This is a genomic window from Halorubrum sp. B52 (assembly GCF_059752555.1).
This window is the reverse complement of sequence record NZ_MWTG01000007.1, coordinates 525,487-551,411: the sequence shown is the minus strand read 5'-3', so window position 1 is coordinate 551,411 and position 25,925 is coordinate 525,487. Positions and strand designations below refer to the sequence as shown.

The window sequence follows — 25,925 nt, the reverse complement described above, 5'->3', positions numbered from 1 at the left end:
CGGATCGACCCGCCTACGCGTCCGCGCCGACCGCAACGGCGTCTTTTAAGGCTCGGCCGCACCGCGGATCGCTCATGATCACGCTCGCCTCCGACTTCGGCTCGCCGTACCCGGCCGCGATGAAGGGAGTGATCCGCCGTCACACGGACGCCGAGATGATAGACGTCGCTCACGACCTCCCGCGCGGGGACCCGCGAGCGGCCGCCTTCTGGCTGCGCTTCGTCCTCCCGGAGTTCCCGCCCGCCGTCCACTGCGCCGTCGTCGACCCCGGCGTCGGCACCGATCGGGACGCCCTCGTCGTCCGCGCCGGCGCCCACGTCCTCGTCGCGCCCGACAACGGGCTCGCGATGCCGCCCGCGAGGACGCTCGCGGGGGAGGAAGCGGAGGCCGAGCTCGAGGCGTTCGTCGTCGACGTCGACGAGCCCGCGAGCCAGACGTTCCACGGCCGCGACGTGTTCGCGCCGATCGCCGCGCGGATCCGAGCGGCGCTCGACGAGGGGCCGGCGACCGCGGGTCCAGAGGGGGTCGCGGCCGCGCTCGAATCGATGGACGACCTCTCGCCCGCGACCGACCCCGTCGACATCGCGTTCCCCGAACCGACCGTCGAGCGCGACGACGACGGCGACCCCGTCGCCGTCGACGGCGAGGTGCTCGTGATCGACCGGTTCGGCAACGTCGTCACCAACGTCCCGGGCGAGCTCGTCCGCGGCAGCGACTGGATCCGAGTGAACGGGGAGCTCACGCCCGTCGCGGAGACGTTCGGCGCGGTCGACCCCGGCGACCGGCTCGTCACCGTCGGGAGCCACGGCTACGTGGAGTGCGACGTCAACGACGGCCGCGGCGACGGGGCGTTCGACCTCCGGCCGGGCGGCGAGGTGCGGCTGGTCGGCGACAACGTGAGCCTCTGAGCGGTCGCGGGAGAGGGGGAGGCCGCGCCGGGCTACAGCTCCACGCCGGAGGGGATCAGGCTCTCGCTGCGGAGGAGGTTCCCCTCGTGGTCGTACACGAGGAACGTGTCCTTGTCGTAGGCGACGAGCCGCTCGCCCTCGACGTCGATCTCGACGCGGTAGCGGGCGTCCTCGTCGCCGGCCGAGTCGCGCGCGGCGTGGATGAACGGGAGGACGTCCGTGGCGGTCTCGTTGAGCTCCAACACGAAGTCCCCGGTGTACCGGTTCGTCACGCCGACCACGCCCTCCGGGTCGGCGGCCTCCGCGAGCGGTTCTCGGAGCCGGAACGCCACGTCGACCTCGGAGGCCTCGAGCAGCTCGCCGTCGGTGTCCGAGAGCCGGTCGCGCAGGAGTCCCTCCGGCCCGTGGAAGTCTATCCGGACCAGGGGCGTCGCCCGGTCGTCGGCGTCGTCGCCGACGCCCTCGACGGTCAGTTCGAAGTAGTCACGCCGCATTGCCTACGCGGTTGTTTGCGGTCTGCACCTATCAACGTAACGGGCCGGACCGCGCACGGACGGCCGAGGCCGAAGCTGACGCCGCGGGTTCGGCTTCACCGATCGTCCCCGACCTCGCGGCTGATAATCGCCCGGTGGAATTTAAACCGCCACGCCGCGTACGCCTTCGTAACCAGATGGCGAGTGACGCGCGCGAGGACGCCGGAGACCGCTTCGAAGCGCTCCGGAAACGGCTCTCGCGAACGTGGGAGATGCTGCGGGGGTCGGAGCTCGACGTCCGCCCCTTCCGGCCGGGCGAGGACGGCCCGCTCGCCTCCTTCGCCGTGCCGGACGGCGAGCGCGAGGTCGACCGCTACTGGGTGAACGCCCCGTACGCGTACGTCGTGATCACCTACGACGACGCGGAGAGCGAACACCGGTACTACGCGGTCGAGCCGGACCTCGACGAGTTCGAACGCGACCTCCTCGACCGCGTCGTCGACGACATCCGCGACCCCCTGCTGTACCGCGAGGGGACCGGGAAGACCGACGAGGAGACGCTCCGCGAGGAGCTGCGGGGGCTGCTGGAGGGGTACGGCGTCGACGCCGGGATGGCGACGTTCCACGCGCTCGCGTACTACCTCTACCGCGACTTCCGCGGCTACGGGAAGGTCGACCCCCTCCTGAACGACCGCCACATCGAGGACGTCTCCTGTGACGGCTACGACCTCCCGATCTTCGTCTACCACGACGACTACACCGACATCGAGACGAACGTCTCCTTCCCGAAGGGGGAGCTCGACAACTACGTCATCCGGCTCGCCCAGCAGTCCGGGCGCCACGTCTCCGTCGGCGACCCGATCGTGGAGACGACGCTGCCGGACGGCTCCCGGGCCGAGCTCGCCCTCGGCGAGGAGGTGACCCCCCGCGGCTCCGCGTTCACGATCCGCCAGTACGCCGAGGACCCGTTCACGCCGATCGACCTCGTGGAGTACGGCACCTTCTCGGTCGAGCAGATGGCGTACTTCTGGCTCTGTATCGAGCACAACAAGAGCCTCATCTTCGCGGGCGGCACCGCCTCCGGGAAGACCACCTCGATGAACGCGGTGTCTATGTTCGTCCCGCCGCGCGCGAAGGTCCTCACGATCGAGGACACCCGCGAGCTCTCCTTGTACCACGACAACTGGCTCTCCTCGGTCACCCGCGAGCGCCGCTACGAGGGGACCGACATCGACATGTACGACCTGCTCCGCTCGGCGCTGCGTCACCGTCCGGAGTACATCGTCGTCGGCGAGGTGCGCGGCGACGAGGCGATCACGCTGTTCCAGGCGATGAACACGGGTCACACCACCTTCTCGACGATGCACGCCGACTCGATCGAGACGGTGATCAACCGGCTGGAGAACGAGCCGATCAACGTGCCGCGCGCGATGGTGCAGTCGCTCGACATGCTCTCGATCCAGACGCTGACTCGGTCGGGCGACCAGCGCGTCCGCCGCGCGAAGACGATCGGCGAGATCGGCGGCATCGACCAGCGCACCGGGGAGCTCGACTACTCCTCCGCGTTCGAGTGGGACGCGGGGCGCGACGCGTTCCGCCGCAACGACTCGTCGCTCATGGAGGAGATCGCCGACGAGCGCGGCTGGTCTCGCTCGGAGCTGCTCCGCGAGACCCGACGACGCGAGCGCTTCCTCGAGCTGCTCCGCGCGCTCGGCATCACCGACTACCGGACGTTCACCGCCCTCGTCAACGAGTACTACGCCGACCCCGAGCGCGTGATGGACCGGCTCGAGGAGCGGGCGGCGGACGACGACGGCGTCGACGAGGGCGCGGTCGGTGCGGCGCCCTCGTCGGGGTCCGGGGACGCCTTCGAATGATCGCCTCGCTCCCCCTCTTCGCCGCGCTCGGGCTGTGCCTGGCGCTGGTTCTCCCGTCCGTCTCCGACCGCGCCGACCTGTTCGTCACGCGGGTCGCGCTGTCGCTGTTCGGCGACTACGTCGCGGCCGACGGCCCGCGGCGACGGCGCCAGCGCGACCTGTTGCACGCCGCCCACGTCCCCGGCACTCACCGAGCGTACGCCTCGAAGACGCTGCTGTACGCCGGCGTTCTCGGCGTCGCGGGGAGCGTGCTCGGGGTGTACGCGGCGGCCGCGCTGCTCTCCGCGCTCGACGTCGGGGCGGCGGCGATCCGCGCGGCGCTGCCGCCCTCGCTGTCCTTCCTCGCCGGCGTCGCGGGGCTCTCGACGCTCACCCTGCCGCGGCTGTTCCTCCTCCTCGCGTTCGCCTCGGCGACCCTCGGCTCGGCGCTCGCGGCCGGGACGTACTACGGGCGGTGGGAGCTGCTCGGGCAGCGAGCGCACGCCAGGGCGGCCGAGATCGACGCCACCCTGCCGCGCACGGTCGCGTTCATGTACGCGCTCTCGCGGTCTGGGATGGCGTTCCCGCGGGTGATGGACACGCTCGCGGAGAACGAGGCGGTGTACGGCGAGGCGGCCGCGGAGCTGTCGGTCGCCGTCCGGGACATGAACGCGTTCGGCACGGACGCGCTGACCGCGCTCCAGCGCACGGCGCGCCGGACGCCGAGCGACGACCTGGCCGACTTCTCGGAGAACCTCGCGTCCGTCCTCGGCACCGGCCAGTCGATCTCGGCGTTCCTCGCGGACCAGTACGAGCTGTACCAGGAGGAGGCCGAGTCGAAACAGGAGCGCTACCTCGAACTGCTCTCGACGTTCGCGGAGGCGTACGTCACGGCCCTGGTCGCCGGGCCGCTCTTCTTCATCACCATCCTCGTCGTTATCGGGCTCGTGCTGGAGGACACGCTGCCGCTGCTCCGCGTCGTCGTCTACCTCGCCGTCCCGCTCGCGACGTTCGGGTTCGTCGTCTACGTCGACAGCGTGACGCAGGGCGTCGGCGGAACGGAGAGCGTCGACCTCTCCGAGTCGGTCGGCGACGACCCGACCGGCGACGCCAGCGGCGGGGACGACGACCCGACCGACGATCGCGACGCCCCGAGCGTCGCGGCCGACGGGGGCGTCGCGGACGGGACCGGTCGGGACCGCTGGGCCGCCAGCCGCGAGCGACTCCGGGCGTACGACCGGGTCCAGGGGCTGCGTCGGTGGCTCGCCTCGCCGGTCGAGAACGTGGTCGAGACCCCGTGGACGTCGTTCCTCGCGACGGTCCCGCTCGCGGTCCTCGGGCTGCTCGTCTTCGCCTTCCCGGTCACGCTGGGGCCGCCGACCGAGATGGTCGCGCAGATCGAGACGCCGATCGTCGTCGCGACGGCGTTCGTCCTCGCGATGTACGCGGTCGTCTACGAGGTCCGGAAGCGCCGCGTCCGCCGGGTCGAGTCGTCGGTGCCGGACTTCCTCGACCGCCTCGCGAGCGTCAACGAGGCCGGCACCTCCGTCGTCGGGAGCGTCCGGCGGGTCGCCGACTCGAACTTAGAGGCGTTGACGGCCGACCTGAAGCGCACCCGCCGCGACATCGACTGGGGCGCCGACGTCGGCACCGCGCTCCGCCGGCTGGAGCGTCGCGTCCGGTCGCCGATGACCTCCCGGGCCGTGGCGCTGGTGACGAACGCGATGCACGCGAGCGGCGACATCGGGCCCGTGCTCCGGATCGCGGCCGACGAGTCGCGCGCGACGTGGTCGCTCCGCCGGGAGCGCCGCCAGGTCATGCTCACGTACCTCATCGTGATCTACATCTCCTTCCTCGTCTTCCTCGGGATCATCGCCTCGCTGTCCGTCTCCTTCATCCCGGCCATCGAGGAGGCCGCGGTCCCGGGCGCCGGCGGCACGGGCGGTGTCCCCGGCGCACCGAGCGGCCCGACCGGGATCACCGGCGGCCTCGGCGACATCGACGCCTTCGCGTACGAGCAGCTGTTCTTCCACGCGGCGGCCGTGCAGGCCGTCTGCTCCGGGCTCGTCGCCGGTCAGCTCGGCGAGGGATCGGTCAGAGACGGCGTGAAACACGTGGTCGTCCTCCTCGCGCTGACGCTGCTCACCTTCGCCGTCATCGGCATGGTGTGACGGGGCGAGCGAGTCGGGACGTCGCCCGTCCTCGCGGCCGCCGGTCACCGGAGCTATGTCGCTCGGCGTCGACCGACCGGTATGGAGACCGACCCGCAGTCGACGTACGACCGCATCGCCGCGCACTTCGCGACGACCCGCGAGTACGCGTGGCCGGAGGTCGAGTCGTTCCTCGAGGGCCGCTCGGCGACGCGCGCTCTCGACGTCGGCTGCGGCAACGGCCGCCACGCGGAGCTGCTCGCCGCGCGCGCGGAGTCGGTCGTCGGCGTCGACTTGAGCCGAGAGCTCCTGCGCGAGGCGGCGACGCGAGCCCGCGAGCGCGGCTTCGCCGACGCGCTGGACCTCGTTCACGGCGACGCCGCCGCCCTCCCGATCGCCGACGACGCGGTCGGGCTCGCGACGTACGTCGCCGCGCTCCACCACCTCTCGCCGCGCGCCGCCCGCGTCCGGAGCCTCGACGAACTCGCTCGGGTCCTCGTGCCCGGCGGCGTCGCGCTCGTGAGCGCGTGGAGCACCGCCCACGACCGCTTCGATCGGGAGGAGGGGTTCGACACGACCGTCGACTGGACGCTTCCCGGCGGCGAAGTCGTCCCCCGGTACTACCACATCTACTCGCCGGCGGAGTTCGAGGCGGACCTCGCCGAGAGCGCCCTCGACCCCGTCGACGTCGACGTCTCCAGCGGGAACTGCTACGCTCTCGTCGCCGCGGCCGAGGACGGGGGCGACCGGGGAGCGGACGCGAGGCTCGGCGACGGGTCGTCGAACGCGGACGCAGAAGAGTAGTCGCACCGCCTCCCGCGGCGGTCGAATCGCGATCTCAGTCGGCCACGGTCTCGTGGCCGGCCCTCGCGTCGTCCGCGAGCGGCGTCGCGATCTTGTACGCCGCGTACAGGCCGAGCACCGCGACCCCGGCCAGCACGACGCCGGTGCGGAGCTGCGGCGAGATGAGCGGCGTCGCCACCACCTCGCCCGCCTCGTTGGTGATTGGGACCGGGCCGTACGGCTGTCCGGCGAGGATCTCCAAGATCCCCATGCCGACGAGTCCGAGTAACATTAGTCCCGCGCTCAGCGCCATCGCCGCCTTGTCGATGATGTTCGTCATTGGATGTCACCTCTTAACCGAGCAGGTAGCGGAGTTTCGGGTGCCGTTCGACGACGTCGAGCTTCTCGATGACCGCGTCGAGGCCGTAGTAGCGGCCGGCCGACAGCATGATCACGGTGATGAACAGCAGCAGCCCCATGAAGTCGCTGTTGACCAGCCCGTGACCGAAGCCGGCGTTGCCGACCCAGAACAGGGTCATGAAGATGACCCCGCCGAACGCGGCCAGTCGGGTGACGGCGCCGACGATCAGCGCCAGCCCGATCAGGGTCTCGAACAGGGGGACGCCCGGCTCGATGAGCCACGCGAGGTTGTTCCCCATCCAGACCGGGATGCCGCCCAGCGCGGTCCCGCTCATTCCCTGCATGTAGGTGCTTCCGTAGGTGTACGAGAACCCGCTCTCGATCACCTTCGTGATTCCCGAGTGGAAGAACCACCAGCCGGTCACCACGCGCAGGAACGCGATCCAGTACGCCGCCCACGGACCGTCAAGCGCGAACTCGACATCGTCGACCAGTGGATTCCCCGATTGGTATGACATAGTGCTCACCTCACGGGTGAACGTTGGAGGTCTACGCGTATATGTACCCAACCGGCTTCTAAACGCCTGAAAAACGTTCTAAGCGTGCGGGAACGGGTCCTGATATTGTGGTATTTTAAATACGACCCCGTCGCTCCGGGGCGCTATCGGCCCCCGCCGGTCGGTTCGCCGTCGGGAACACGGAACGTTTATTGGATTCGTTCGGCCTACGTCTACACGCGTCAGCGACGGACGCACCCACGCGCGCCGGTGGTCTAGTGGTAGGACCTGAGCCTTCCAAGCTCATGGCCCGGGTTCAAATCCCGGCCGGCGCATTTCTCGAACGAAGTGAGAGAAATCGCCGAGAGGGATTTGAACCCTGGAAGTCGCAGCCCGCGCAGCGAACGAAGTGAGCGAGCAGGACCCTCTTCCTCTGGTTCATAATCTCGGCCGGCGCATTTCTGACTGACTCCGTCAGTCGAGTTCGCTTCGCTCGGTAACGGGCTCACCGCCGTCAGGACTCGGACCCGCTCCGTGACGTTCGCGGATCGTATACTCGCCCACCGGGACGGAAACACGGTAGGCCGGCCGGCACTCGCTGGTCGCCGAATCGTCCGTCTTGTCCACCCAGTACACGTCCCATCGACAGGACTCGCGCGAGAACGTGATGACGGAAAACCCCCAGTGCGAGCCGTCGGAGAGCGCGAACTCCGGGAGAAATCCGGCAGCGGACAGGTAGTCGGCCGCCCGCGACGTCGACACGCTCGTGACGAGCCACGAGACGAACCGTCCGAACTCGCGTCCCAGTCCGACCCGCTGCCCGATTTCGGTGGCTCTTTCGCGGGGATTGACGCTCGTCACGCTCGGCGTCATGAACTCGACGCCGACCGGTGTGTCCCCCTGCCACTCGTTCCTGAGGCGAGTAGCGAGCGTCATATGCATGTCCCCGGTCAGCGTCACGACGTTCGTGTCGCCCCGTTCTCGGACCGCCGTGAGGGTGTCGACGATCTCCCGTCGTTCGGACTCGAACCCGCTCCAGGCGTCCTCCCAGAAAATGAACCCCTTGCCCAGGAAGTAGAGTCGTTTGAACAGCACCGCGTTGGCCCACGCCGTCCACACCGTCTCGCTCTCGCGGAAGGTCTCGCGCAGCCACCCGCGCTGGGCCTCCCCGAGCATCGTCCGCGAGGGATCCGGTTCGGACCACGGGTCGAGCAGCTCCGCCGGCCACGACCGCGGTTCGCTTCTGAACAGCCGTTCGTCCGTCAGCGCGAGCGTGACGAGGTCGCCGAACCGCAGGCTCCGATGCAGATCGAACGACTCGTGAATGTGGTCTGCGCTCGGGTCGTACCTGATGCGTCCGGGGACGAACTCCCACCACGCTTGGATCCCGACAGCAGTGAGATACCGCGTGAACTCCGGGACGTCGCCGCACGGATGATCGGGGAACACCGGTGCGTCGGCGTCGTAGTCCCAGTACCGGTCGTTGGCGATGGCGTGATCGTCCCACGTCTGAACCACGGTGTGGCGCTCGTGAAGTCGCTGGAGGTGGCGATCGGTCTTGTACGTCTCGTAGATGCGCCGGAAGTCGTCGAGACTCATCGGACGCGTGCCGCTGTCCGGAAGTTCGATCCGCCGGTCCGCGTACGGGCCACCAACACCCTCCGGGTCGCCCTCGGCGACGTGTTCGTAGATGTAGTCACCGAGATGCAACACGAAGTCGACGTCCGTCCCCGCGAGCCGCGCCATCGCGCCGAAGTACCCGTTCTGGTAGTCCTGACAGTTCAACACTCCGAACCGAACTGACTCGGGTTCGGCGTCCTCGGCCGGGAGCGTCCGACACCGACCGGTGTTGCTCCGCACTCCGCGGTAGACGAACCGGTAGTAATAGACCGAGTCCGCGTCGACGGCGTCGTGATCGAGGTCGACGCGAACGGTGTAGTTGTCGGGCGGTTTGACCCCGGGGCCGTCGAACTCGAATACCCTGGCGTCGACTTCGAAAGACGGGTCAGTTGCGACCTCGAGGCACAACGATTCCGACGGGTCGTAGCGCTCGGGATTGATTCGAGTCCAGAGGATGACCGATTCCGGGGTCGGACCACCGCTGGCTACCGACTGGGGGAACACGTCGGCGGGTTCGGCCCCCGGCAGACCGTCGTCGTCCTCGGGTGGGCTCTCCAGTTCGGTGAGCTCGGCCGCCCTGACGGGCTGCCGAATCGTGACGTTCGACATATCGTGTTGTGAGCCGGTCTGGTTGCTCGTCCGCTGACACCGTTACTTGTTACCAATAACCTCATATCATTAATTTGTAACCCTTCCGCGGAGTCGCCGCCCACGTGACGACGACGCCGAGTCGCACGTCGACGCGAGTCGAGGCAGCGGCGATCCCCCGGAACAACACCGGCTACCGTCGGTGGTCGCTGCGTCGATTCATTCATGTTTTCGAGAAGAAATTTGTTATGAGTTTACATACCATGGTAACATATGGCAACTCATACGGACGCAAACGGCGCGACCGAGAGCGAGGAGGGCGGAACAGCCGGTCGTGGCGTCGAGGAGGCGGGAGAACTGGGCGAGGCCGAGGAGTACGCGAACCCGTGGTACGAGATACCCGTCGGCCAAGCGATCGTCGTGGGCGGCGTCATCCTCACGCTCCTCGCCGTCACCGCCTCAATAGCGGGCCTAGACGTGATCGCGGAAGATGTCGGCGTTCCGTTCGACGTGTACCTGTACGGATTCTTCGGAGCGATGGCCAGGTCCCTCCTCGCGTTCGTCACCGACGTCGACCCGGACACGGACGACGTGGCGTACGTTCACCGGTCGTGGATCCAAGTCGTGCGCTTGGGACTCCGTCTGGTCGGGGCCCTCTGTCTGGCCGCGGGAATCTATCTCGCTCACGGCGCGGTGGACGATGCGCTCGTCTTCACCCTCGCTTCGCCGGACGAGATATTCGCCGGGGTCGCTTTCCTCGCGGGGTTCTACGTGGAGCGCGTTTACCGACTCCTCGGGACGGTCGCCAAACGACTCCTTCGCTTGACCGACGGAAGTGACGGCGAGTCGACGGCGACGACGGACGACGAGCCGTCGGTGTCGTTCGAGATCCTCCCCGCGGGAAGACGACCCGATGAACCCCGTTGGTACCGTGACCCTCGAAGCCTCGGGTTGTTCGGACTCGGGCTGGCGCTACTCGCTATCGGCGTCGTCGCATCGCTCGGCGAGAACGTGCTCCCGCTCGTGCCGCCGGTCGCGGAGCCGGTTCCGTCGTACGTCTATCTGTACGCGTTGCTGGGGTCGCTGGGCTACCTCTTCACGACCCTGTTCAGAGAGTTCGACAGGAGTCTCCTCTCGCTCCTCCAGAAAGGCATCCGCGTGCCCGCGGCGCTGTTGCTGGCAGCGGGTCTCTACATGTTTTCGTTCTTATTCGTCGACAGTGCCACTACTGCCACCGGACTCCTCTCCGGCCTGGCGTTCTTGGTCGGACTCTACGTGAACGTGGCGCTCGTCACCTTGGATACGATCGCTTCGCGGGTGTTGTCGAAATTCAGCGACGAATCGACGTGAGCGCCGGGTACGGCAAGCGTCATCGACATCTTCGATATCAGTGTCCGCGTTACGTCACGGACGGTCCGGGCGGACGTAGCGCCATCTGTTTGTCAGATAACAACATAAAATTTTAAATCTTATTGATTAATCATTATATATGGTGTAATACACCATGGCCAACCCCCAACACACCGTCGTATTGGAGGGATTATCATCGGACGGGCATTCCGATTACACCATCGACGCGACCGGCCAGATCGACATGGTCGACGGGTTGCTCGACGGCGTGAACGTCAGTCGGGACAGCGACGCGCCGGCGAGAGGCAGCACCCAAGAAGGAACCGTTTGGGCCGGCGCCGACGGCTACAGAGTCTACGGAGCGATCAAGTCAATCGACATCGAGAACCCGAGTCACGTGCAGCTCCGCGTGAACAGAATGGCGGGCGATCGGGACGGCGAGGTCGAGGAGTGCCAAGTGACCGTCCGCATGGAGAGCGTCGACTTCATCAGCGGTCAGGGACCGGGCGAGGGAGCGCTCGAGCTGACCATCGAAAGCGACATTCACGGAGAGCAGTCCGCGACGGAGAAAGTTCGGCTTCCCACGGGCAGCTCGCGGAACATCGCGCAGTCGATCGAGTCGTTCGAGGTGCCCAGGGGCCGATCGCTCACGAAGCAGCTCACGACGAAGGTGACAGAGCGCGAAGTCCCCTCGGACTGGTTCACCGGGAACGACGACTACGGGGAGTCAACGACGGACATCGTCCTGCAGTGCGGCGAGCCCAAGACGGTGAGCCAAGAAGTGAAGATCAGCTCGGACCGAGGTAATCCGGGGAAGGTCCGGATCAACTACACGATCGGCGACCTCTCGCGCTAACGATAGCCCGAGGCCGTCCGCGTACACGGGTCGGATGAACAGTTCATCCGACTCCTGTGGCGCTTCTTTCGTTCGAACTTCCGGGTCCCCGTAACGGATAACACGTCGCTGATGTCGGCCCGACGAGATGAGCGGCACTCGTCGCTCCCGTATCCGTAAGGACGCTAGTTGTGCGCGCTGTCTCTCGCACCGCTATCCCACATCCCCGCGTTCGGACACCGAACAGTCTGGGATCGGGGGTTACACGCTCGCGCCGCCGTCGACCCACACCGTCTCGCCGGTCACGTAGCTCGCGCCCTCGGAGGCGAGGTAGAGGTACGCGCCGGGGAGGTCCGCAGGGGTTCCGGCCCGAGACGGGAGGCCGTCGGAGCCCTCGATCTCGCTCGCCTCCTCGGACCAGCCCTCGCGGATCTCGGTGGCGATCGGTCCCGGCGCGACCGCGTTCACCCTGATCCCGTGAGCGTCGAGTTCGAGCGCCGCGCTCCGGGTGAGCATCTGCACGCCGCCCTTCGTCGCCGCGTAGTGCGAGTGGTTCCGCTCCGCGCGCTCCGCCGTCGTCGACGACGTGTTCACGATCGCGCCGTCGACGCCGCGGTGGATCATGTCCCGGGCGGCGAGCTGCGTGCCGAAGAACGCGCCGCGGAGGTTGACGCCGTGGACGGCGTCGAAGTCCTCGGGGGCGACGTCGAGGAACCCGAGGCTGCGGTGGACGCCCGCGTTGTTCACCATCACGTCGACCCCGCCGAACTCGCGGGCCGCCTCGATCGCCGTCTCGATCTGCGTCGGCTCGGAGACGTCCGTCTCGACGAACGCGGCGGTCCCGCCGCGCTCCTCGATCGCCTCGTGCGTGGGCGTCTCGGCGTCGACGTCCTTCGGCGTCGGCCGGACGTCGGCGTTGATCACGGTCGCCCCCGCGTCGCCGAACGCGGTCGCGACCGCGCGGCCGATCCCGCTCGATCCGCCCGTGACGACGACCGTCTCACCGGTGAAGTCCGCGTCGATGGTTCCCATACGTGCCGTCGGACGGTGCGGATCAAAAAGGGTCGGTATCGCGGCCTCCCGAACGACCGTCGACCCGTTCTCGGGGCTTCGGTACCGAGCGATCGGGGCGCCGGCCTCAGTCGTCGTCGGCCACGGGCGCCTCGGGTTCGATCTCGCGGTCCGCCTCCTCGCGCGGGCCGCCGGCGTGCCCCTCGTGGGCGACCGCGGTCGCCATGAGCTCGGGGGAGATCGCGGGCACCTCGTCGGCGTCGACGGGGCCGTCGCGGGCGATCGCCTCGGTCGAGCGCGGGAACTCGCGGAGCTCCTTGTGGATGGCCAGCCCCGCCTTCGCGCCCTGTCCCATCGCGACGGGGACCTGGTTGTGGCCGGGCGTCAGGTCGCCGACCGCGTAGACGCCCTCGACGCTGGTGCGTCCGTGGTCGTCGACGTCGACCTCGCCGCTCTCGGTGAGGTCGCAGCCGAGCCCCTCGGCCAAGGCGGTGTTGTAGTCGGAGCCGTACATCGGGAAGCCGCCGCGGTACTCGCGGCGCGTTCCGTCCTCGAACGCCAGGGCCTCGAGCCAGCCGGAGTCGGGGTCGTTCTCGACGCCGGTCACGTCCTCGCGAACGACGTCCACGGGGTGCGCCTCCAGCCGAGCCGCCGTCTCCTCGCTCCACGTCGGCTCCGCGCCGCGGGTCAGCAGGTCCACGTCGTCGGTGACGTTCAGCATGATCATCGCGACGTGGGCGGCGGCCTCGCCGTGGCCCATCACGTACACCGGCTCGTCGACGAACATGTAGGCGTCGCAGTGGAGGCAGTAGTGGAGGCCCTTCCCCGTCCGCGGGAGCGGCGGGTCCGGGCGCTCGTCGGAGAAGCCGGTCGCGAGCACGACGCGATCGGCGAGGATCTCGGCGTCGTTCGTCGTCAGCCGGAAGCGGCCGTCCTCGGTCTCGGCCACGTCAGTGACGAAGCCGCGCTCGAAGGCGCCGCCGTACGACTCCACCTGCTCGCGGCCGGTCGCGAGGAACTCGTTGCCCGAGACGTCCTCGGTGACGCCGATCACGTTGTGCGTGTCCGCCATCATCGCCGCGCGGCCCCCGCCGCGGTCGATCAGCACCGTCTCGTGGCCCAGTCGGGCCCCGTATAGCGCGGTCGTCAACCCGGCCGGCCCGCCGCCGACCACAGCGATCTCGTACTCGTCGTCGGACGAACTCATTACCGATCGTAGGCGACCCGCCGGTTTAAATGGATTCGTGCTGTGCGCGGTCCGCGGCCAGCCCGGTAAGCAGGGCGTACCCGACTCGCGTCTCCCGAATACGCGGTCTCCCCGGAAACTTATTATGATCCGTCGCCTGCGGTGTGGCAGTGCCCTCGCGACTCGCCGCCGCGCTCGCCCTCCTCGCCGTCGGTGTCGCCGCCGACGTGGCGTCCACGTACGTCGCGATCGGCGGCGGACAGTACGTCGAGGGCTCCCCGGTCGGCGCCGCCCTCATCGCCGCCTTCGGGCTCGTCCCCGGGATGCTCCTCACCAAGGCCGCCGGAATGGTCGTCATCGGGATCCCCGTCGCGGTCGCCGGGGGGACCCGGCGGCTCGTCGCGACGCTGATGTGCGCCGGCGTCGGCCTCCTCTCGCTCGCGACCGCCGCGCGGAACGTGCTGCTCCTCCTGGGACTCTGGCCGTGACGCGGATCGGACATTCCGCGGCGACGCGCCGGTCCCGCCTTAACTTCCTCTGATACAGCCGTCTTCACTTCCCCTGATACAGCCGTTCGGCGGTGCGCTCGGGGAGCCCGGCGTCGGCGACCGCCTCGCTCACGCGGTCGACGTCGTACGCGATCCGCTCGAGATCGACCTCGTCGGTCGCCGCGTCGAGCACGGCGTACCCCGCGTCCGGGTCGCCGTCGCGCGGCTGGCCGACGCTGCCGGGGTTGACGACGACGCCGCCGGCGACGGACCGCTTCCCCTGCACGTGCGTGTGCCCGAGGACGATCCCGTCGTAGTCGTCCATGTGGCGGTCGAGGGTCGGGAACTCCTCGGGGTAGACGTAGGCGTCCTCGCGCTCGGCCGCCGGGTGCGAGTGGACCAGCAGGTACCGCCCGCCCGCGAACGTCTCCGCGCGGGGGAGCCGGCGGAGCCAACCGAGCTGGTCGTCCGAGAGGGTCGCCTTCGCGTGTTCGAGCCCGGCCTCGGCCATGCGGTTGGCGCGGTAGCGCTCCGGCGATTCGACCGTGCGGTCGTGGTTCCCCCTGACCGTCTTCGCCGCCACCTCGCGCACGCGCTCGACGCACTCGGCCGGCCACGGGTTGTACCCGATCACGTCGCCGGCGCAGACGATCCGGTCGACCGCGGGCATGTCGTCGAGGACGGCCTCGAGCGCCGGGAGGTTCGCGTGGACGTCCGAGATGAGCCCCACCTTCATCGGGTCGACGTACGGGAGCGACGCCCGAATAGGTTCGGTCGATACGAGGCGGACGTGGGGTTTGAGCGCGGGAGCGTCGAGGACGTCGTTCGGTTATACGTTGTCGACGACGGATCGGCGGTGGACGCCTCCGGAGCTCCGACCGCTCGCTTATAAATCGTTAATAACGGATCGACGGAGAACACCTCCAAAGCCCCAGCCGAGAGGCGGGCGCACGCTCGCTGTGCTCCTCACTCGGTCGCTCACTTCGTTCGCTCCCTCGTTGCGGTGCTTACGTCGCCTGCGCCCGCCTCTCGGCTGCCCCTTTGAGTCCCGCCCCCGCACCGCGACCGCACCTCACACCTCCCCAACCTCGCGGTTCGCGCTCTTCGAGCGCTCACCGCGTCCCTCGCACGCGCTCCTCGTGGCCTTTCGGCCACTCGGAGGCGCGCGCCACCGTGGTTCGGTTTATAAACCATCTTCGCGGAGACGCGTCGAGAAGGTGTCGCCGCACCCCTTCCGCAACGACATCTTATAAGCCGCCGGGGGCGGAACGGTCTCGGTAATGCTACAGGGGGTCAACGTCGCGCTCGGCGTCTCGGGGAGCATCGCGGCGGTGAAGGTCGTCGAACTCGCCCACGAGCTGCGCCGCCAAGGCGCGAGCGTGCGCGCCGTCATGTCCCCGGCGGCGACGAACATCGTCCACCCGTGGGCGGTCGACTTCGCGACCGACGAGCCCGTCGTCACCGAGATCACCGGCGACGTGGAACACGTGGCGCTGTGCGGCCGCGAGGGGTGGGCCGACGTGCTGCTCCTGGCGCCCGCGACGGCCAACACGGCCGGGAAGGTCGCCGCCGCGATCGACGACACGCCCGTGACGACCTGCGCGACGACCGCGCTCGGCGCAGACGTGCCGGTGGTGATGGCGCCCGCCATGCACGAGCCGATGTACGACCACCCGGGCGTGTTGGAGGCGCTCGACCGGCTGGAGGCGTGGGGCGTGACGTTCGCGGACCCCCGGGTCGAGGAGGGGAAGGCGAAGATCGCCGCCGAGCCGGAGATCGTCACCGAGGTCGCCCGCGCGACGACCCCCCAGACGCTGGCGGGCGCGCACGTCGTCGTGACGGCGGGCGCGACGAAGGAGCGCATCGACCCGATCCGGATCTTAACGAACCGGGCGTCGGGGAAGACGGGGCGGGCGGTCGCCCGCGCGCTCTACGTCCGCGGCGCGAAGGTGACGCTCGTGCAGGACGGGCCCGACGTCCCCTACGCCGACGTCGTCGCCGTCGAGACGGCCGACGAGATGATGCGGGCGTGTCGGCAGACGGCGGCCACGGCGGACGCGCTGGTGTCGGCGGCGGCCATCTCCGACTTCACCGCCGACGCGGTCGACGAGAAGATCCGGTCGGGGTCGCCGCTCTCCGTCGACCTCCGCCCCACGCCGAAGCTCATCGACTCGGTGCGGGAGGCGTACCCGGACCTGCCGGTCGTCGGGTTCAAGGCCGAGACGTCGGGCGACGACGCGGCGATGGTCGCGGAGGCCGAACGGATCCGCGACCGCGTCGACCTCGCGTTCGTCGTCGCCAACGACGCGAGCGTGATGGGCGACGACGAGACGCGCGTCCTCCTCGTCGGCGGCGAGGGGACCGAGCCGGAGGAGGCGGTCGGCTCGAAGGACGTCGTGGCCGGCCGGATCGCGGACCGCCTCGCGGCCGCGCTCGGACGGGAGACGGGGGCGTAGCGGTTCCCGCTCGGCCGCGACGACGCGACGGCGCCGCCGTCGATTCGTTCGATATCGGCTGGGATACAAACTGTTTTGAGTCGGTAGGGAAAGGATCCGGATAGAGATACCCATGTGCACAGAGACGGTGGATCCCGAACCCGTCGGAGGTGTGGTGGGTGACTGACGCCGACGACGCCGACGGGCCCGTCACGGACGACGCCGGCTCGGAGCCGCGATCGACGGTCGTCGTCCCCGTCGAGCCGTCGCCGACCCTCCGCGCGACGGTCGCGCACGTCGTCGAGGCCGCGGTCGAGGGCGAGTTCTCCGCGATCCACTTCGTGGAGATCGCCTCGTGGCGCGACGGCGACCCGGGCTCCGACGACCGCACCGAAGAGGCTCAACGCGTCCTCGAGCGGGTGGTCGCGTGGGCGGAGGCGGACCTCGACGACGCCGACGGCGACGCCGGCGCCGACGTGGCGGTCGTCTCGGCGCTGATCGGCGCCGACGAGTACCTGTTCGGCCCGGACGACTACGTCGGAGTGCTCGCCGAGTACGCCGAGGGACACGGCGCCGACACGGTGGTGCTCGACCCCGAGTACACGCCGGTCGGCAACACGACGCTGCTCCAGCCGCTGGAGTTCGCGCTCTCGAACACCGCGCTGACCGTCCGAACGGCGCCGGTGATGCGGCCGACCCGGCCGGAGCGGCTCCGGAGCGAGGCGACCGGCGTGCGGTTCGCGGCGATGTTCGGGCTCTCGCTCGCCTTCTACTTCGTGCTCGGCGACCCCCTCTACTGGTTCGACTGGGTGACGGGCGTCGCGACCGCCGCGATCGTCTCGATCACCTTCTCGCGGATCAGCTTCGACGCCGACCCGGCGATCCCGCGGACTCCCCTTCGGCTGGTCCGCGCCGCGATATACGTCCCCGTCCTGCTGTACGAGATCGTCGTGGCGAACCTGGTTGTCGCCCGCGTGATACTGGACCCGCGGCTCCCGATCGACCCGACGCTGAACCGCGTCCGCGTGATCGTCGGCAGCGGACTTCCGCTGATGACGCTCGCGAACTCGATCACGCTGACGCCCGGGACGCTGACGGTCCGCGCCCGCGACAGCGACCTCTACGTCCACTCGCTGCTCCCGTGGGCCCGCGAGGGACTGTTCGACGGCTCGCTGGAGCGGTGGACGCGCTTCGTCTACTACGGGCGCTCTGCGGCCCGCCTGCCGACCCCGCGCGAGCGAGAGGACCACGCGATCCTGCAGGGCCCAGACGCGACCGAGGAGCTCCCCATCGCCGCCACGGACGGCGGCGCACCCGACGACAGTGCGGAGTCGGAAACGGCTAGAGACGGCGATTCCGCCGCCGAGGAGGAGGTGACCGACGCGTGACGCTCGTCGACGCCACGGTCGCCGCCGGCTACACGGTCGGCGACTTCCTCCTCCTCGCGGCCGCCGGGTTCGCCGTGCTCGCGATCGGGATGCTGTACCGGGCCGTCAAGGGCCCGACGATGCAGGACCGGGTGCTGGCGGTGAACGTCCTCGGGACGAACACCGTCGTCATCCTCGCGATCCTGGCCGCGGCGCTCTCGGAGCCGACGTTCCTCGACATCGCCTTAGTGTACGCGCTGTTGAACTTCCTGATGGCGATCGCCATCTCGAAGTTCACGGTCGAGCGGGGTGGTGTGCTGTGATCGGGACGCTCGGAGCGCTCGGGACTGTCCGCGTCGCACTGATCGTCGCGTTCACCCTGCTCGGGCTGTTCTTCACGTTCGTCTCCATGACGGGCGTTCTCCGGCTCCCGGACGTCTACTCGCGGGCGCACACCGCCTCGCAGGCGGACACGCTCGGCGCCGGGTTCGGGCTCGCCGCCGTCGCGCTCGCCGTCGGCTGGGAGGGCGCCGGTTTCAAGACGGTGCTACTGCTGTTCTTCATCTTCGTGACGAACCCGACGGCGGCTCACGCGATCACCCGGGCCGCCTTCGAGGAGGGGATCGTCCCGTGGACCGAGGGGGATGACCGGCGATGACGAGGGCCGCACTCGCCGCGCCCATCGTCGCCCAGATCACCGCCGTCGAGGGGAGCCTGCTCGCGTTCGTCGTGTTGACCGCGCTGGCGACGGCGCTGGCGCGCGACGTGCTCGCGGCGGTCATCGTCTTCGGCGCGTACAGCCTCGGGATGGCCGCGCTGTACACGTTCTACCGCGCGCCGGACGTCGCGCTGACGGAGGCGGCGATCTCCGCCGGCGTGACCACCGTCCTGCTCCTGTTGACCCTCGCGAAGACGACTCGAATCGACCACGACGTCGTCTTCGAGTCGATCAACGTCCCGGCCGTCGGCGCGGTCGGGCTGCTGTTCGGCGGGCTCCTGCTCACGATGGGCGACGTGCCGGCGGTCGGTTCGCCGGACGCGCCCGTCTGGTCGAACCCGGAGGTGAGCCAGTGGTACCTCCGCGAGTCGTACGCGCAGACCGGCGTCGAGAACACGGTGATGGCGGTGTTGGCGGCGTTCCGTGGATTCGACACCTTCGGCGAGGCGGTCGTCGTCTTCGCCGGCGGGATCGCGGCGCTCGTCGTGCTCCACCGGGAGGTGTTCGCATGAGCGACGTGCGACCGGGGGACGAGGCCGTCCGCGACGACAGCGGCGCGGCGGTCTCGCCCGACGAGTCGGACGCGGGAGGCCCGCCCGACGAGGGCGACGACGCCGACGTCCCGCCCCACCGAGCCGTCCCCCGGTCCGGCCGGCTCGACTCCGAGCAGCGCCAGGGCACGCCCTACACGGAGAGCCAGGTGATCATGCCGACGGTGAAGATCGTGGCGCCGTTCGCGTTCACCTACGGGCTGTTCATCACCTTCCACGGCGCCGGATCGCCCGGCGGCGGGTTCCAGGGCGGCGCGATCATGGCCGCAGTCGTGTTCATGATCGCGTTCGCGTTCGGCATCGAGGCGACCCGCGACTGGCTCGCCAACACCGTCGTCGTCGCGCTCGCGGTCGGCGGCGCGCTGGCGTTCGCGGGCATCGGGCTGATCCCGGTGGCGCGCGGCGGCGCGTTCCTCCAGTACGACCTGCTGCCGATCCCGGTGAAGTACGGGTTAGAGAGCGTCGAGATATTCGGCATCGCGGCCATCGTGAGCGGCGTGCTCATGGGGCTGTTCTTCCTGCTTGCGAGGGGATTCGACTCGGACGGGAGCGGGTTCGGCGACACCGGCTCCGTCGAGGACGACGCCGACGACGAAGACGCCGACCGGCCCGACGCGCCGGAGCCGGACCGCGCCGCGGCCGCCGACGGAGGTGAGCGATGACGGGACTCGTGCTCGCCGTCACGAGCGCGGGGTCCACCCTCGCGACCGCGGGACCCGCCGTCGCGTCCGCCGGCGCGTTCGAGATCTTCACGACGCGTCACGCCTACCTCACGTTCGCGCTGTTGCTCTGCGTCGGACTCTACATGATGATAGCCAACCCCAACCTCGTGAAGAAGATCATCGGTCTCAACCTGTTCCAGACGGCGATCTTCCTGCTGTTCATCGCCTCGGCGTACGTCGAGGGCGGCGCGATACCGATCGTCCCCTCCGGGGGCCCCGAAGGCGGGACGTTCGTCAGCCCGCTCCCGCACGTGATCGTGCTCACCGCCATCGTCGTCGGCGTGAGCCTCACGGCCGTGGGGCTCGCGCTCTGCATCCGGATCTACGACGAGTACGGGACGCTCCGCACCGACACCCTCCGCGAACTGATGCGCGACGAGGGGTCGCTCCCGGTCGGGCCGACGGCCGGAGACGACGCCGAGACGCCCGGCGTCGACGCGGCGGGGGCGTCCGACGACGCCGCGACCGACGGGGGTGTGAACGATGACTGACGTGCTCCTCCCGCTGGCGATCGCGGTCCCGATCGTGGCGGCCACGCTGCCGATCGCGCTCGGACTGTGGTACGACGACGTCGGCTGGCCGATCGCGGCGGTCGCGACGACGGCCGTGGTCGGCATCGCGGCCGCGATCGCCGCCGAGGTCGCGGTCGGCGGGTCGTTCGACCACGCGCTCGGCACCTACCAGCCCCCGATCGGGATCGAGCTGGTGGCCGACCCGCTGTCGGCCGCGGTGCTCGCGCTGATCGCGGTCGTCTCGCTCGCGACGCTCGCCTTCTCGCGGGTGGCCGGCCCGCGCGGGAACCCCTTCTACAGCGCCTATCTCCTCCTGGTCGGCGGGCTCTCGGGGATGGCGCTCACGGGCGACCTGTTCAACATGTTCGTCTTCCTCGAGATCGTCGGGATCACGACGTACGCGCTCATCGCGGCCGACCGCTCGGGCGCGAGCGCGTACGCCTCGCTGAAGTACCTCGTCGTCGGGACGGTCGGCGCCTCGTTGTACCTCGTCGGCGTCGGCTACGCGTTCCTCGCGACGGGGACGCTGAACATGGTCGACATGCGCGAGCAGATCGTCGCGCAGGCGGGGTACGGCGACCCGCTGATCCAGGCGAGCTACGCGCTGATCGTCGCCGGGCTCGCGCTGAAGATCGCCCTGTTCCCGGTCCACACCTGGCAGCCCGACGCCTACCAGCGCGCGCCGGACGCCGTCACGGCGGTCGTGGCGGCGCTCGTGTCGACGACGAGCGCGTACGCGCTGATCCGGGTGACGTACACCGTCTTCACCGTCGACTTCCTCGCCGCGAACGACGCGATCACCACGGCGATGCTCGTCGTCTCCGGGGCGTCGATCCTCGCCGGCTCGGTGCTCGCCGCGATGCAGTCGGACCTCAAGCGCATGTTCGCCTACTCCTCGGTCGCGCAGTTCGGGATGATCGGGGCCGCGATCGCGTTGGCGAACGAGACCGCGCTGCTCGGCGGGATCGTCCACCTGATCGGCCACGGCCTGCTGAAGTTCGGGCTGTTCCTCGGCGTCGGCACCCTCGCGCTCGGCTACGGCGTCCGGCGGATCGAGGACGCCGCGAGCGCCGCGCGCGAGGCGCCGTTCACGGCCGGAGCGATCGCCGTCCTCGGCCTCGGGCTGGTCGGGATCCCGCCGTCGGTCGGCTTCCTCGGGAAGTGGTACATCGGCGTCGGCGCGGTCGAGTCGAGCATGGCCGGCGCCGGACCGGCCGGGATCGGGATCGCCGCCGTGATCTTCGTCAGCACCCTGTTCACGCTGTCGTACGTCGCGCGGCTGATCGAGCGATTCTACTTCGCCGGCGTCGGTCTCCCGGGCGGCCACGGGGACGACGCGGCGGCCGGTCACGGCGACGACCTCACCGGCGGTCACGGCGACGACCCCGCCGGCGTCGCGGTCGACGGCGGGCGCGACGACGACGCGGCTGACGACGACACGACCGCTGGCCCCGCGCCCGTCGCGCCCGTGGAGGGCGCGCCGCGTCCGTCGCTGGTGCCCGACCGCGTCCCGCCGGCGTCGCTGGCGGTGCTCCTCGTCACGACGCTCGTCACGGTATCGCTCGGCTTCGCCGGCTTCGCGCTGGCCGAGTGGTTCGGTCCGTTCCTCACGGAGGTGTTCGCATGACTGACGCTTTCATTACAGACCCACGTCCGCTGCTGGCCGTCCTCGTCTCGTTCGTCGCGGCGTTCCTCATCGTCGCGTCGCACCGCTCGCCGAACGTCCGCGAGGGGTGGACGATCGCCGCGGCGGTGGCGAAGTTCGGGATCGTCGCCTCGATGCTCCCGGCCGTCCTCGACGGCGCCGTCTTCGAGTGGTCGTTCGGCGCGTTCCTGCCCGGGATCGAGTTCGCGCTGCGCGCCGACGCGCTCGGCATGCTGTTCGCGTTCCTCGCCAGCGGGCTGTGGATCGTCACCTCGTTTTACAGCATCGGATACATGCGCGGAAACGACGAGACGAACCAGACGCGGTACTTCGCCGCGTTCGCGGTGTCGCTGTCGGCGACGATGGGGATCGCGTTCGCGGGCAACCTCGTGACGATATTCGTCTTCTACGAGATCCTCTCGATCGCGACGTACCCGCTCGTCGCGCACGACGAGACGCCGGAGGCGCGCTCGGCCGGCCGGAAGTACCTCGCCTACACGATGTTCGGCGGCGGCGTGCTCGTGCTCGCCGGCACCGCCCTCGTCTACCTGATCGCCGGCAACGTCTCGTTCACCGCCGGCGGCATTCAGGAGCTGGCGAACGCCGACCCCGGGCTCGCGATGCTCGCCTTCTTCCTGCTCGCGATCGGATTCGGGGTGAAGGCCGGCATCATGCCGCTCCACCAGTGGCTCCCCGAGGCGATGGTCGCGCCGACGCCCGTCTCCGGGCTGCTCCACGCGGTCGCGGTCGTCAAGTCCGGCGCGTTCGGCGTCTCTCGCGTCGTCCTCGACGTGTTCGGCCCGGAGCTCGTCTTCGAGCTCTCGCTCCCGTTCGGCTTCTCGGCCGGCATGGTGTTATCGACCATCGGGGCGATCACGCTGACGGCGGCCTCGATCATCGCCCTGCGGAAGGACCACCTGAAACAGCGGCTCGCCTACTCGACGGTGAGCCAGCTGAGCTACATCATCCTCGGGCTCGGCCTCTTCGGCTGGTACGGGCTCGTCGGCGCGCTGCTGCACATCCCGGCGCACGCGTTCATGAAGCTCACCCTGTTCTTCTGCGCGGGGAACCTCCACGTGTCGACGCACACCGACTACATCTCGGAGATGGCGGGGATCGGTAAGCGGATGCCCCTGACGATGGGGGCGTTCACGGTCGCCTCGCTCGGGATGGCGGGGATCCCGCTTCTGGCCGGATTCGTCAGCAAGTACTACATGCTGATCGGCGGGATCCGGATGGGCGCCGAGCTCACCCCGATCGCCTACTACCTCGCCGGCGCGCTGCTGCTCTCCGGCGTCCTCAACATCGCGTACTTCTGGCCGGTGATCTACACCGCCTTCTTCGAGGCGGAGGACGATCACGACGCGAAGCCGCTCGTCGACTTCCGGATGGGCGGCGAGTCGCGGTCGACGCTGGCGGCGACAGATGGGGGTCGCCCCGAGGACGACGCCGACGCCGACGTCGACGACGTCGTCGAGCGCGCGGAGGGCAGCGAGGGACACTCGGAACCCGGCGACGCCGACGTCCCCGACGACTCCGACATCCCCGACGCGGAGCTCGACGACCTGCCGACCGACGAGGAGGGCGTCGTTCGCCCGGACTTCAACACGAGCGAACGCGACTTCTCAGAGCCGGCCGAGCGCGTCGACACCGGCGACTACGCTGTCGACTCGCGACCCTCCGACGCCGACGTGCCTTTCGGGGTCGGACGCGGCGACGACGCGGCGGACCACGCCGAACCGACCGACCACGGCGCTGACGTCGGAACCGGTCACGGCGACGAGGAGGGCCACGGCGACGGACACGAGGGCGCACACGACGGACACGAGGGCGCACACGACGACCACGCCGGCGGGCCGCCCGCGGGCGGCTGGCGACACATCGACGGGCTCGACGCCCTCCTCGGGCGCGAGTCGTCGTGGTTCACGCTCGGGCCGATCCTCACCGCGATGAGCCTCGCGGTGCTGCTCGGCGTGATCCCCTACGAGATGGGCTTCCTGGAGCTGATCGAGCTCATCGTCGACACGCGGCTCCCCGAGGAGGCGATGCGGCCATGAACGCGGTCCTCACCTCGCTCCCGCCGTACGTCGTGCTCGCGGCGGCGGCGTTCCTCGTGCTCGGACTCCCGCGGCGGGCGGGTCACGCGGCGGCCGCGCTGGCGACGGCGTTCGTCTTCGCGCAGGCGGTGCTGCTCGGCGACGGCGGCACGGGAACCCACCTCGCGACGCAGTTGTTCGGCTTCGACGTGGTGCTGTTCAACGTCGACCAGTTCTCCCTGCTGATGGGGGTCGTGGTCGGCTTCCTCGCGACGGCTGCGGTGCTGTACGCGTACGGCACCGAGGCGCCGAAGTGGGTGACGGCGTTCGCGCTGGTGTACGTCTCCTCGACGCTCGGGACGATCTACGCCGGCGACTGGCTCACGCTGATCTTCTTCTGGGAGCTGATGGCCGTCACCAGCACGCTGCTGGTGTGGCAGTACGGCGGCGCGGCGGTGCGGGCCGGCTACCGCTACGCGCTGTTCCACGGGATCGGGGGGACGTTCTTCCTCGGCGCGGTCGTCGTCCACGGCGCGTCGATGCTCGGCAGCGTGCCGGCCGCCGAGATATTCCTGTTCTCGTCGACGACGGGGATCCACGCGAGCGCGACGCTGCTCGCGGCGATCGGCGTCGGCGTCAACTGCGGGTTCATCTTCCTGCACACGTGGCTGCCGGACACCTACCCGCGCCCGCACGTCGCGGCGTCGGTGTTCCTCTCGGTGTTCACGACGAAGACGGCGGCGTACGTGATGTACCGGACGTTCCCCGAGGGCGGCATGTGGCTCGCCTACCTCGGCGGGTTCATGGCCGTCTACGGCGCGTTCTTCGCGCTGCTGCAGTACGACCCGCGCCGGCTCCTCTCGTACCACATCCAGGCGCAGCTCGGCTACATGCTGGCCGGCTTCGGCCTCGCGACGTACGTCGGCGAGTTCGCCGTCACCGGCGGCTTCGCCCACCTGTTCAACAACGTGCTGTACAAGAGCCTCCTGTTCATGGCCGTCGGCGTCGTGATCTACCGCACCGGCGTCGAGGACATCAGAGAGATGGGCGGGCTCTGGCGGGAGATGCCGGTCGCCTTCCTGTTGTACGTCGTCGGGGCGGCCTCGATTACCGCCGTTCCGGGGTTCAACGGGTTCATCTCGAAGGGGATGGTGATCGACTCCGCACACGAGGTCCACAACTACGTGCTCCTGTTGGACAGCGGGCTCCTCTGGTGGCTGCTGATCCTCGGCGGCGTCGGGACGTTCATGTCGTTCATCAAGCTCGGCTACTACGTGTTCTTCCACGGGTCGGCGACGCTGTCACCGAAGGACGCCACGCCGTTCCAGACCGCCGGCATGGTGCTCGCGGGGGGCGCCTGTATCTTCTTCGGGGTGTACTACACCCAGCTGATCGAGCTGATGCCGTTCACGGAGATCATCCTCAGCGAGGACGTCTACTTCAAGCCGTACAGCACGAGCCACCTGACGGAGAGCGCGGCGCTGCTCGTCACCGGCTTCGTCGGCTTCTTCGCGCTGAAGCGACCGCTCGGCTGGCTCGCCCACCGGATGCACGACGTCGACGCGGTGACGTACCCGGCCGCGTTCTACCTCGGTCGGGCGTCGATCTGGGGCGTCACGGAGCTGTGGGCCGCGGTCGACCGCGCCGTGATGCGGCTCGTCGCCGGTATCAAGCGAACCGCGATGCAGCCGCGGGCGGCCGTCGCGGAGCTCGGCGTCGACGTCGAGATCCGCACGGGGATCGGCCGGAGCGTCCTCTTCTTGACGCTCGCGGCCGGCGTCGCGCTGTTCGCGTTCCTGCTCGGCTGAGCGGGAGCGCAGAGGAGTTCGGGAGG

General features: G+C 69.4%; 24 protein-coding genes and 1 tRNA gene. 18 read left to right on the top strand and 7 right to left on the bottom strand.

Going from position 1 to position 25,925, the window contains the following annotated elements; genetic code table 11:
* Positions 1-74: 74 nt before the first annotated feature.
* Positions 75-908 (top strand): SAM hydrolase/SAM-dependent halogenase family protein, encoded by an 834-nt coding sequence (locus B4V04_RS04250; protein WP_498229440.1) that lies wholly within the window; start codon positions 75-77, stop codon positions 906-908.
* 32 nt (positions 909-940) lie between these two features.
* Here B4V04_RS04250 and B4V04_RS04245 read toward each other — a convergent pair whose 3' ends face one another.
* Positions 941-1,402: a DUF5793 family protein gene (locus B4V04_RS04245; RefSeq protein WP_498229438.1), complete on the bottom strand. Its 462-nt coding sequence runs from the start codon at positions 1,400-1,402 to the stop codon at positions 941-943.
* Positions 1,403-1,578: 176 nt separating this feature from the next.
* Here B4V04_RS04245 and B4V04_RS04240 point away from each other — a divergent pair, with 176 nt between their 5' ends.
* From B4V04_RS04240 to B4V04_RS04230, 3 genes are all read left to right on the top strand, one after another.
* Complete coding sequence (locus tag B4V04_RS04240; protein ID WP_498229436.1) at positions 1,579-3,258, top strand: type II/IV secretion system ATPase subunit; 1,680 nt, start codon at positions 1,579-1,581, stop codon at positions 3,256-3,258.
* Positions 3,255-5,408 carry a type II secretion system F family protein gene (locus tag B4V04_RS04235; protein ID WP_498229435.1) on the top strand — a complete coding sequence of 718 codons (2,154 nt, stop codon included), beginning with the start codon at positions 3,255-3,257 and terminating at the stop codon, positions 5,406-5,408. The genes B4V04_RS04240 and B4V04_RS04235 overlap by 4 nt, the downstream gene beginning before the upstream one ends.
* 81 nt (positions 5,409-5,489) lie before the next feature.
* Complete coding sequence (locus B4V04_RS04230; RefSeq protein WP_498229433.1) at positions 5,490-6,191, top strand: class I SAM-dependent methyltransferase; 702 nt, start codon at positions 5,490-5,492, stop codon at positions 6,189-6,191.
* Positions 6,192-6,225: 34 nt separating this feature from the next.
* On the opposite strand, the gene B4V04_RS04225 is transcribed toward B4V04_RS04230, so the two are convergent.
* Both B4V04_RS04225 and B4V04_RS04220 read right to left on the bottom strand, forming a co-directional pair.
* Positions 6,226-6,510 (bottom strand): hypothetical protein, encoded by a 285-nt coding sequence (locus B4V04_RS04225; RefSeq protein WP_498229431.1) that lies wholly within the window; start codon positions 6,508-6,510, stop codon positions 6,226-6,228.
* Between the two features lie 13 nt (positions 6,511-6,523).
* Positions 6,524-7,048 carry a DoxX family protein gene (locus B4V04_RS04220; RefSeq protein ID WP_498229429.1) on the bottom strand — a complete coding sequence of 175 codons (525 nt, stop codon included), beginning with the start codon at positions 7,046-7,048 and terminating at the stop codon, positions 6,524-6,526.
* A gap of 243 nt (positions 7,049-7,291) precedes the next feature.
* On the opposite strand from B4V04_RS04220, the gene B4V04_RS04215 reads away from it, so the two are divergent.
* A tRNA-Gly gene (locus B4V04_RS04215) sits at positions 7,292-7,362 on the top strand.
* 139 nt (positions 7,363-7,501) lie between these two features.
* On the opposite strand, the gene B4V04_RS04210 is transcribed toward B4V04_RS04215, so the two are convergent.
* The gene (locus tag B4V04_RS04210; protein ID WP_498229427.1) at positions 7,502-9,256 is read right to left on the bottom strand and encodes an alkaline phosphatase D family protein; all 1,755 of its coding nucleotides are present in this window, start codon (positions 9,254-9,256) and stop codon (positions 7,502-7,504) included.
* 252 nt (positions 9,257-9,508) lie between these two features.
* Between B4V04_RS04210 and B4V04_RS04205 the strand changes: the two genes are divergently transcribed.
* Both B4V04_RS04205 and B4V04_RS04200 read left to right on the top strand, forming a co-directional pair.
* Positions 9,509-10,585 carry a hypothetical protein gene (locus B4V04_RS04205; protein ID WP_498229425.1) on the top strand — a complete coding sequence of 359 codons (1,077 nt, stop codon included), beginning with the start codon at positions 9,509-9,511 and terminating at the stop codon, positions 10,583-10,585.
* Positions 10,586-10,739: 154 nt separating this feature from the next.
* Positions 10,740-11,441, top strand: coding sequence for a hypothetical protein (locus B4V04_RS04200; RefSeq protein WP_498229423.1), 702 nt, complete (start codon positions 10,740-10,742; stop codon positions 11,439-11,441).
* Positions 11,442-11,681: 240 nt separating this feature from the next.
* Here B4V04_RS04200 and B4V04_RS04195 read toward each other — a convergent pair whose 3' ends face one another.
* Positions 11,682-12,452: an SDR family NAD(P)-dependent oxidoreductase gene (locus B4V04_RS04195; protein WP_498229422.1), complete on the bottom strand. Its 771-nt coding sequence runs from the start codon at positions 12,450-12,452 to the stop codon at positions 11,682-11,684.
* Positions 12,453-12,558: 106 nt separating this feature from the next.
* Positions 12,559-13,638, bottom strand: a complete 1,080-nt coding sequence (locus B4V04_RS04190) for an NAD(P)/FAD-dependent oxidoreductase (RefSeq protein WP_498229420.1) — start codon at positions 13,636-13,638, stop codon at positions 12,559-12,561.
* A gap of 149 nt (positions 13,639-13,787) precedes the next feature.
* Here B4V04_RS04190 and B4V04_RS04185 point away from each other — a divergent pair, with 149 nt between their 5' ends.
* Entirely contained in the window at positions 13,788-14,105 is a 318-nt protein-coding gene (locus B4V04_RS04185; RefSeq protein ID WP_498229419.1) for a hypothetical protein, read from the top strand.
* Between the two features lie 64 nt (positions 14,106-14,169).
* Here the strand turns inward: B4V04_RS04185 and B4V04_RS04180 are convergent, their stop codons facing one another.
* The gene (locus B4V04_RS04180; protein ID WP_498229417.1) at positions 14,170-14,841 is read right to left on the bottom strand and encodes a metallophosphoesterase family protein; all 672 of its coding nucleotides are present in this window, start codon (positions 14,839-14,841) and stop codon (positions 14,170-14,172) included.
* A 544-nt stretch (positions 14,842-15,385) separates the two neighbouring features.
* Here B4V04_RS04180 and coaBC point away from each other — a divergent pair.
* The 10 genes from coaBC (at position 15,386) to B4V04_RS04130 (ending at position 25,899) form a co-directional block, all read left to right on the top strand.
* On the top strand, positions 15,386-16,561 hold the full coding sequence (gene coaBC, locus B4V04_RS04175; RefSeq protein WP_498229415.1) for a bifunctional phosphopantothenoylcysteine decarboxylase/phosphopantothenate--cysteine ligase CoaBC: 1,176 nt from the start codon (positions 15,386-15,388) through the stop codon (positions 16,559-16,561).
* Positions 16,562-16,710: 149 nt separating this feature from the next.
* Positions 16,711-17,928, top strand: a complete 1,218-nt coding sequence (locus tag B4V04_RS04170; RefSeq protein WP_498229414.1) for a monovalent cation/H+ antiporter subunit E — start codon at positions 16,711-16,713, stop codon at positions 17,926-17,928.
* Positions 17,925-18,230, top strand: coding sequence for a cation:proton antiporter (locus B4V04_RS04165; protein ID WP_144799155.1), 306 nt, complete (start codon positions 17,925-17,927; stop codon positions 18,228-18,230). Before B4V04_RS04170 ends, B4V04_RS04165 begins: the two co-directional genes overlap by 4 nt.
* Positions 18,230-18,565: a monovalent cation/H(+) antiporter subunit G gene (gene mnhG / locus B4V04_RS04160; protein WP_498229947.1), complete on the top strand. Its 336-nt coding sequence runs from the start codon at positions 18,230-18,232 to the stop codon at positions 18,563-18,565. The genes B4V04_RS04165 and mnhG overlap by 1 nt, the downstream gene beginning before the upstream one ends.
* Positions 18,562-19,137 (top strand): DUF4040 domain-containing protein, encoded by a 576-nt coding sequence (locus B4V04_RS04155; RefSeq protein WP_498229412.1) that lies wholly within the window; start codon positions 18,562-18,564, stop codon positions 19,135-19,137. The genes mnhG and B4V04_RS04155 overlap by 4 nt, the downstream gene beginning before the upstream one ends.
* Positions 19,134-19,838 carry an MnhB domain-containing protein gene (locus B4V04_RS04150; protein ID WP_498229410.1) on the top strand — a complete coding sequence of 235 codons (705 nt, stop codon included), beginning with the start codon at positions 19,134-19,136 and terminating at the stop codon, positions 19,836-19,838. Before B4V04_RS04155 ends, B4V04_RS04150 begins: the two co-directional genes overlap by 4 nt.
* Complete coding sequence (locus tag B4V04_RS04145; protein ID WP_498229409.1) at positions 19,835-20,389, top strand: cation:proton antiporter subunit C; 555 nt, start codon at positions 19,835-19,837, stop codon at positions 20,387-20,389. Before B4V04_RS04150 ends, B4V04_RS04145 begins: the two co-directional genes overlap by 4 nt.
* Complete coding sequence (locus tag B4V04_RS04140) at positions 20,382-22,037, top strand: proton-conducting transporter transmembrane domain-containing protein (protein ID WP_498229407.1); 1,656 nt, start codon at positions 20,382-20,384, stop codon at positions 22,035-22,037. Before B4V04_RS04145 ends, B4V04_RS04140 begins: the two co-directional genes overlap by 8 nt.
* Positions 22,034-24,112, top strand: a complete 2,079-nt coding sequence (locus B4V04_RS04135) for a cation:proton antiporter (protein ID WP_498229405.1) — start codon at positions 22,034-22,036, stop codon at positions 24,110-24,112. Before B4V04_RS04140 ends, B4V04_RS04135 begins: the two co-directional genes overlap by 4 nt.
* The gene (locus tag B4V04_RS04130; protein ID WP_498229404.1) at positions 24,109-25,899 is read left to right on the top strand and encodes a Na(+)/H(+) antiporter subunit D; all 1,791 of its coding nucleotides are present in this window, start codon (positions 24,109-24,111) and stop codon (positions 25,897-25,899) included. The genes B4V04_RS04135 and B4V04_RS04130 overlap by 4 nt, the downstream gene beginning before the upstream one ends.
* Positions 25,900-25,925 lie beyond the last annotated feature (26 nt).